General features: G+C 72.6%; 6 protein-coding genes. All 6 read left to right on the top strand.

The features are described 5' to 3' along the window. On the top strand, window positions 1–1,583 hold a 1,583-nt coding region (locus FDZ70_05015), incomplete at its 5' end, for a carbamoyltransferase HypF (protein TLM77875.1). 40 nt (window positions 1,584–1,623) lie between these two features. After that, window positions 1,624–1,854 (top strand): HypC/HybG/HupF family hydrogenase formation chaperone, encoded by a 231-nt coding sequence (locus FDZ70_05020; protein TLM77876.1) that lies wholly within the window; start codon window positions 1,624–1,626, stop codon window positions 1,852–1,854. Continuing rightward, window positions 1,847–2,950 carry a hydrogenase formation protein HypD gene (gene hypD, locus FDZ70_05025; GenBank protein ID TLM77877.1) on the top strand — a complete coding sequence of 368 codons (1,104 nt, stop codon included), beginning with the start codon at window positions 1,847–1,849 and terminating at the stop codon, window positions 2,948–2,950. Before FDZ70_05020 ends, hypD begins: the two co-directional genes overlap by 8 nt. A 43-nt stretch (window positions 2,951–2,993) precedes the next feature. Further along, entirely contained in the window at window positions 2,994–4,004 is a 1,011-nt protein-coding gene (gene hypE / locus FDZ70_05030; GenBank protein TLM77878.1) for a hydrogenase expression/formation protein HypE, read from the top strand. A gap of 4 nt (window positions 4,005–4,008) precedes the next feature. Next, a complete protein-coding gene (locus tag FDZ70_05035; GenBank protein ID TLM77879.1) occupies window positions 4,009–4,923 on the top strand; it encodes a hypothetical protein in 915 nt (304 codons plus the stop codon). 123 nt (window positions 4,924–5,046) lie between these two features. After that, window positions 5,047–6,602, top strand: a 1,556-nt coding sequence (locus FDZ70_05040) for a transaldolase (protein TLM77880.1), incomplete at its 3' end; no start/stop codon positions are given.

Genomic DNA, 6,602 nt, shown 5'->3' on the forward strand with positions numbered 1-6,602 from the left:
CGGCCCTGCGCGAGCGCAAGCGCCGCTGGGGCAAGCCGCTCGCGGTGATGGTCGCCAGCTTGGACGAGGCCCGCGCGCTGTGCGAGGTCGACGCCGACGAGGCCGACCTGCTGGCCGGCCCCGTGCGCCCGATCGTCCTGCTGCGCCGCCGGGCGGACACGGCGCCCGGCGCCCCCGCGCTCGCGGACTCGATCGCGCCGCGCCTGCGCGAGGTCGGCGTGATGCTGCCGTACACGCCGCTGCACCGCCTGCTGATCGACGCTGCCGGCGTACCGCTGGTGATGACGAGCGGCAACCTGTCGGACGAGCCGATCGCCACCGGCAACGCCGAGGCGCTCACCCGCCTCGCGCCGATCGTCGACGCGGTCCTGTCGCACGACCGCGGCATCCGGTCGCGCTACGACGACTCCGTCGTCCGTGTGGTCGACGGCCGATTCGAGTCGGTGCGCCGCGCCCGCGGGTACGCGCCATTCCCGCTGCGCCTGCCGCACGCCTCGGACGCCCACATCCTCGCAGCCGGCCCCGAGCAGAAGAACACCTTCGCGCTCGTGCGCGACGACCTCGCGTTCGTCTCGCAGCACGTCGGCGACCTCGAGAACGCGGACACGCTCGAGGCGTACGAGTCGACGCTCGCGCTGTACGAGCGCCTCTTCCGCATCGAGCCGCAGCTCGTCGCGCACGACCTGCACCCGGAGTACCTCTCCACGAAGTTCGCGCTCGGCCTCGGCCTGCCCACGGTCGGCGTCCAGCACCACCACGCGCACGTCGCGAGCGTCCTCGCGGAGCACGCGCACGAGGGCCGCTGCGTCGGGATCGCGTTCGACGGCACCGGCTACGGCACCGACGGCCGCATCTGGGGCGGCGAGGTGCTCCTCGCCGACCTCGCGGACTTCGAGCGCTTCGCGCACCTGCGCGAGGTCCCGATGCCGGGCGGCGCGAGCGCCGTGCGCCGGCCCGCGCGCATGGCGGTCGGCACGCTGCACGCGCTCGGGCTGCTCGACCACCCCGGGGCGGCGCCGCTGCTCGCGCGGCTCGCCGACGGCGAGCTCGAGACGCTCGTGCGCATGGCCGACCGCGGCGTGAACTCGCCGCTCACGAGCTCGATGGGCCGCCTGTTCGACAGCGTGGCGGCCATCGCGGGCGTACGCGACGATGCGCTCTACGAGGGCCAGGCGGCCATAGAGCTCGAGGCGGCAGCCGACCCCGGCGCGCACAGCGCGTACGCGTTCGCCCTCGTCCCGGGCGCCGCGACGCCGCTCGTCATCGACCCGGAACCCGTGCTCGAGGCCGCACTCGACGACGTGGCACGCGGCGTGCAGTCCCCCGTCGTGTCGATGCGCTTCCACCGCGCCGTCGCCGACGCGGTCGTACGAGTCGCGCTCGCGGCCGCCGACGCGGCCGCCGCCAAGGAGGTCGCCGTGTGCGGAGGTGTGTTCATGAACCGGATCCTCCTCGGCTCGAGTATGGCCGGTCTCGCCGAGGCGGGACTCACGCCGCTCACCCACCTGCGCCTGCCGATGAACGACGCCGCGGTGTCGTTCGGCCAAGCCGCCGTTGCGTGCGCGCGGCGGCGTGAGATATAAGCGTGTAGCGCTTCCGGCCCCGGAAAGGACGAAGCAGCCCATGTGCCTTGCCATCCCCGCAAAGGTCGTGACCCTCAACCCGAACAACATGGCCGAGGTCGACATCGTCGGCGTCTCGCGCCTCGTGAGTCTCGAGATGACGCCCGGAGCGTCCGTCGGCGACTACGTGCTGGTGCACGCCGGCTTCGCCATCCAGGTGGTCGACGAGGAGTTCGCGAACGAGACCCTCGAGTACCTGAAGCAGCTCGACATCGTGCAGACCGATGTCTGACGGCGACCTGTCCGGGGGTTTCCGCGACCCGGAGGTCGCGAAGCACCTCGTCGACGCCATCGCCGCGCTGTCCAAGATCCCCGTCAAGATCATGGAGGTCTGCGGCACGCACACGGTCGCCATCGCCAAGAACGGCCTGCGGGCTCTGATGCCCGAGACGATCACGCTGCTGTCCGGCCCCGGCTGCCCGGTGTGCGTCACCGCCAACCGGGACATCGACACCGCGATCGAGCTCGCTCGCCTGCCCGGCGTCACGGTCACCACCTTCGGCGACATGATGAAGGTCCCCGGCTCGTACTCGTCGCTCGCCCGTGAGAAGGGCGACGGGCGCGACGTGCGCATCGTCTACTCCCCGCTCGACGCGCTCGCGCTCGCTCAGACCGAGCCCGACCGCCAGGTCGTCTTCCTCGGCGTGGGCTTCGAGACCACCGCCCCGGCCATCGCCGCGGTCATCAGGCGCGCCGCCGAGGAGGGCGTCGCCAACTTCTCGGTCCACGCGGTGCACAAGACCGTGCCTGAGGCGCTGCGGGCGCTCGTGAACGACCCGGACGTGCGCGTCGGCGCGTTCATCCTGCCCGGCCACGTCTCGACCATCATCGGGCTGGAGCCCTACCGCTTCCTCGCGAGCGAGTACGGCATCCCGAGCGTGATCACCGGGTTCGAGCCGGTCGACGTACTGCAAGGCGTGTACATGCTCGTGAAGCAGATCGAGGAGGGCCGCGCCGACGCCGAGATCGCCTACACACGCGGCGTCACGCCCGAAGGCAACCCGGCCGCCCGAGCGCTGCTCGACGAGGTCTTCGAGCCGTGCGACGCGGACTGGCGCGGCATCGGCGTCATCCCCGGCACCGGGCTGGCCATCCGCGAGAAGTACGCGGCATTCGACGCACTGCGCCGCTACGAGGTGACGCCGCCCGAGCCCAAGGACATCCCGGGGTGCCAGTGCGGCGACGTGCTGCGCGGCATCGTCCTGCCGTTCGACTGCCGCCTGTTCGCCAAGGCGTGCACGCCGGAGCATCCGGTCGGCCCGTGCATGGTCTCCTCCGAGGGCTCCTGCGCGGCCTACTACCGCTTCACCGACTACGGACGCTCCTGACCCGGCGGTAGGCGCCGGAGCGAAGGGGCACGAAGGGGCGCACATGCGATCGGACCGCATCCTGTTGGCGCACGGCTCGGGCGGCACGCTCATGCGCGAGCTCATCGAGGAGGTCTTCCTCGGCGAGTTCACCGACGACGCGCTCGCGCGCATGGACGACGCCGCCGCGCTCGACTTCGCCGGCGGGCGGCTCGCCTTCTCGACCGACACGTACGTGGTCACGCCGCAGTTCTTCCCGGGCGGCGACATCGGCCGGCTCGCGGTGTGCGGCACCGTCAACGACGTCGCGACGTCGGGCGCCACGCCGCTGTTCCTGTCGGTCGGCTTCGTGCTCGAGGAGGGCTTCCCGGTCGAGGACCTGAAGCGCGTTCTCGTGTCCATGCGCGACGCGGCCGCCGAGGCGGGCGTGCGCATCGTCACCGGCGACACGAAGGTCGTCGAGAAGGGCCACGGCGACGGCATCTACATCAACACCGCCGGCGTCGGCGTGCTGCCCGAAGGGCTCGACCTGTCGGGCTCCAACGTCGTGCCCGGCGACAAGGTGCTGCTCTCGGGTACGCTCGGCGACCACGGCATCGCGGTCGTCTCCACGCGTGAGGGGCTGTCGTTCTCGACCTCCATCGAGAGCGACGCCGCACCCTTGAACGCGCTGGTCGCGGCGGTGCTCGAGGCCGCGCCGGGCGTCCGCTGCTTCCGCGACCCCACCCGCGGCGGGCTGGCCAGCACGCTCAACGAGATCGCGGCCGCGTCAGGCGTGTGCATCACCGTCGAGGAGACCGCGGTGCCCGTGCGCGACCAGGTGCGCGGCGCGTGCGAGATGCTCGGCTACGACGTCTTCCAGGTCGCCAACGAGGGCAAGATGGTCGCCGTCGTCCCGGCCGACGAGGCCGACATGGCGCTCGAGGCCATGCGCGGTGCGCCCTACGGCGCCGACGCCGCCGTCATCGGCGAGGTCGACGCGGAGTCGAGCGGCCGTGTGTACGTGCACACCGCGTTCGGCGCGCGGCGGATCATGGACATGCTCGTCGGCGAGCAGCTCCCGAGGATCTGCTAGCCCCGTGACGGTTCCGGGCGGGCCGGCCCCGAAGGCCCCTCCGGAGGCGGCCGGCGTCGCGATGATCGTCGCCGCCGCACTGACGTGGGGCGCGATCCCGCTGTTCGTGCGCAACGTGCACACCTCGGCCGTCGTGATCGTCTTCTGGCGTATGGCGTTCGCGCTCGCCGCCACGCTCCCGTTCACGCTCGCTGCCGGAGGCCAGCGCGAGTTCGCCGCGCTGCCGGCGCGCCGCAAGGTCGGGCTCGCGGTCCAGGGAGCGCTGCTCGGCCTGAACTGGGTCCTGTTCTTCACGGGGCTGCAGCTCGCGCCGGTCGCCGTGGCTGAGATGCTCGCCTACTGCGGGCCGGTGCTCGTCGCGGCGCTGGCGCCCGTGTGGCTCGGCGAGAGGTTCGACCGGCGTATCCTCGTCCCGCTGGCGCTCGCCTTGGGCGGCACCGCGCTCATCCTCGGGCCGACGGACCTGTCCGGCGGCGCGCGCACGTGGCTCGGCGCGGCATGCGCCGGCGCGTCGGCGTTCACGTACGCGGCGCTGGTGCTCAATGCCAAGCGGCTCGTGACGGGGATGTCGACGATGCTGTACATGACCGTCGAGTGGGTGGTGGCGCTCGCGCTGCTCTCGCCGGCGCTGCTGCTGCCGGGGCCCACCGCGCCGATCGAGTGGGGCTCGCTCGCCGTGCTCGGGGTCGTGCAGACGGCCGCGACCGGGTTCCTGTTCGTCACCGGCCTGCGCGGCGTGCGCGCCGACCGTGCCGCGACCCTCACCTACCTGGAGCCCGCCGGCGCCGTGCTGTTCGCGGCGGCGTTCCTCGGGGAGGGCCTCACGGCAGTGTCCGTCGCAGGCGGGCTGGCCGTCATCGCCGCCGGCGCGATCGTCGCGCGCCTCGCGCCGGCTCCCGCGTCCGGGGAGGCGCCCTGACGGCGCTTCGCGCCCCGCCCGCCCGTGTGACGGGCGTCACGCCCCGGACGGGTGTCACGAACCGCACTCAGACGCTTCGGGTATCATCGGACGCGCAGCCGAGCACCCCGGGAGCGCTCCACGATGGACGCGATGTCTCGCCTCATAGCGTCGGACGCCGTGGCGCGGCTGCGCGCACATGACACTTCGCTCTACTCGACCGACTACGACACCCGCAAGAAGATCGGCGAGCGTCTCGGCTGGACCGACCTCGCGGAGAAGGCGCCGGGGCGCTTCACGCTGCTGGAGAACCTCGCCGCGCAGGTCGTCGCGGAGGGCTGCGACGACCTGGTCCTGCTCGGGATGGGCGGCTCGTCGCTCGCGCCGCTCGTGCTCGCGGGGATCGCCGGCCCGGGCGCCGGCTTCCCGCGGATGCACGTGCTCGACACGACCTGCCCGCGGACGGTGCTCGGTCTGCTGGACTCGCTCGACCAGGAGCGCACCTTCTTCGTGCTCGCATCCAAGTCGGGCACGACGATCGAGCCGAACTACCTCTACGCGATCGCCCGCGCGTGGACGGAGGAGCGGCTCGCCCGACCGGCGGCCGGGAAACGGTTCATCGTGGTCACCGACCCCGGCAGCGCGCTCGAGAAGACGCGCCAGCGCGAGCTCATGCGCGTGACGCTCCCGGGCGTCCAGAACGTCGGCGGCCGGTTCTCCGCGCTGTCGATGTTCGGCCTGGCACCGGCGGCACTGATCGGCGTCGATCTGGCCGAGTACGTCCGCATCGCGCGCGACATGGAACTCGCCTGCGCGCTTCCCGCCGAGCAGAACCCCGCCGCACGGCTCGCCGCCTGGGTCTTCGACTCCTTCCAGACGTGTCGCGACAAGCTCACACTCGTCTGCTCGCCGTCCCTGCGGCCCTTCGGGCTGTGGGTCGGACAGCTCGTCGCGGAGTCGACCGGCAAGGACGGGACGGGCATCGTACCCGTCCTCGAGGACGACGTGGCCGCGGAGCCGGGATACGGCGATGACCGTGCCGTGTTCGTGCTACGCACGGCCGACGACGCCGCGCTCGCCGAGTGGGCCGAGGCCATGCGGCGCACCGCTCCGGTCGAGGAGGTCGTGCTCGAAGCGCCGATCGCCATCGGCGCGGAGTTCGTCCGCTGGGAGTACGCCACCGCGCTGCTCGGACACCTGCTCGAGGTGAACCCGTTCGATGAGCCCGACGTGACCGAGGCGAAGAAGGCCACGGCTGCCATCCTCGGCGGCACGGCGCAGGTGCTGCACGCCAGCGACGACGTCGCCGACACGTGGGTGACCTTCGCCGGCGCTCTCGACCGCCCGGACGGCGGGCCGGGGTCGGTGACAGGCGCCGTGGCCCACCTGCTCGCCACCATCGAGCCGCCCGACTACCTCGCGATGCTCGCCTACCTGCCGTACGACGAGTCGCTGCTCGCCCCGCTGCGTGAGGCGTGGCGCCAGGTCGGGCGGACGACCCGCAACGCGACCTGCTTCGAGCTCGGGCCCCGGTACCTGCACTCGACCGGTCAGCTCCACAAGGGCGGGCCAGACACCGGCGCGTTCGTCCTCGTCACGGCGCGAGACCGCACGGACACCCTCGTCCCCGGGCAGCCGCACACGCTCGGGGCGCTCTTCCGCGCACAGGCCGAGGGCGACCTCGCCGCCCTCGCGACGAA

This window comes from Actinomycetota bacterium (assembly GCA_005774595.1).
Classification (GTDB): domain Bacteria; phylum Actinomycetota; class Coriobacteriia; order Anaerosomatales; family D1FN1-002; genus D1FN1-002.

What these genes read in the sequence shown, in the direction of transcription:
- FDZ70_05020 (TLM77876.1), top strand. Translation starts at nt 1,624, where the DNA reads ATGTGCCTTGCCATCCCCGCAAAGGTCGTGACCCTCAACCCGAACAAC.
- hypE (TLM77878.1), top strand. Translation starts at nt 2,994, where the DNA reads ATGCGATCGGACCGCATCCTGTTGGCGCACGGCTCGGGCGGCACGCTC.
- hypD (TLM77877.1), top strand. Translation starts at nt 1,847, where the DNA reads ATGTCTGACGGCGACCTGTCCGGGGGTTTCCGCGACCCGGAGGTCGCG.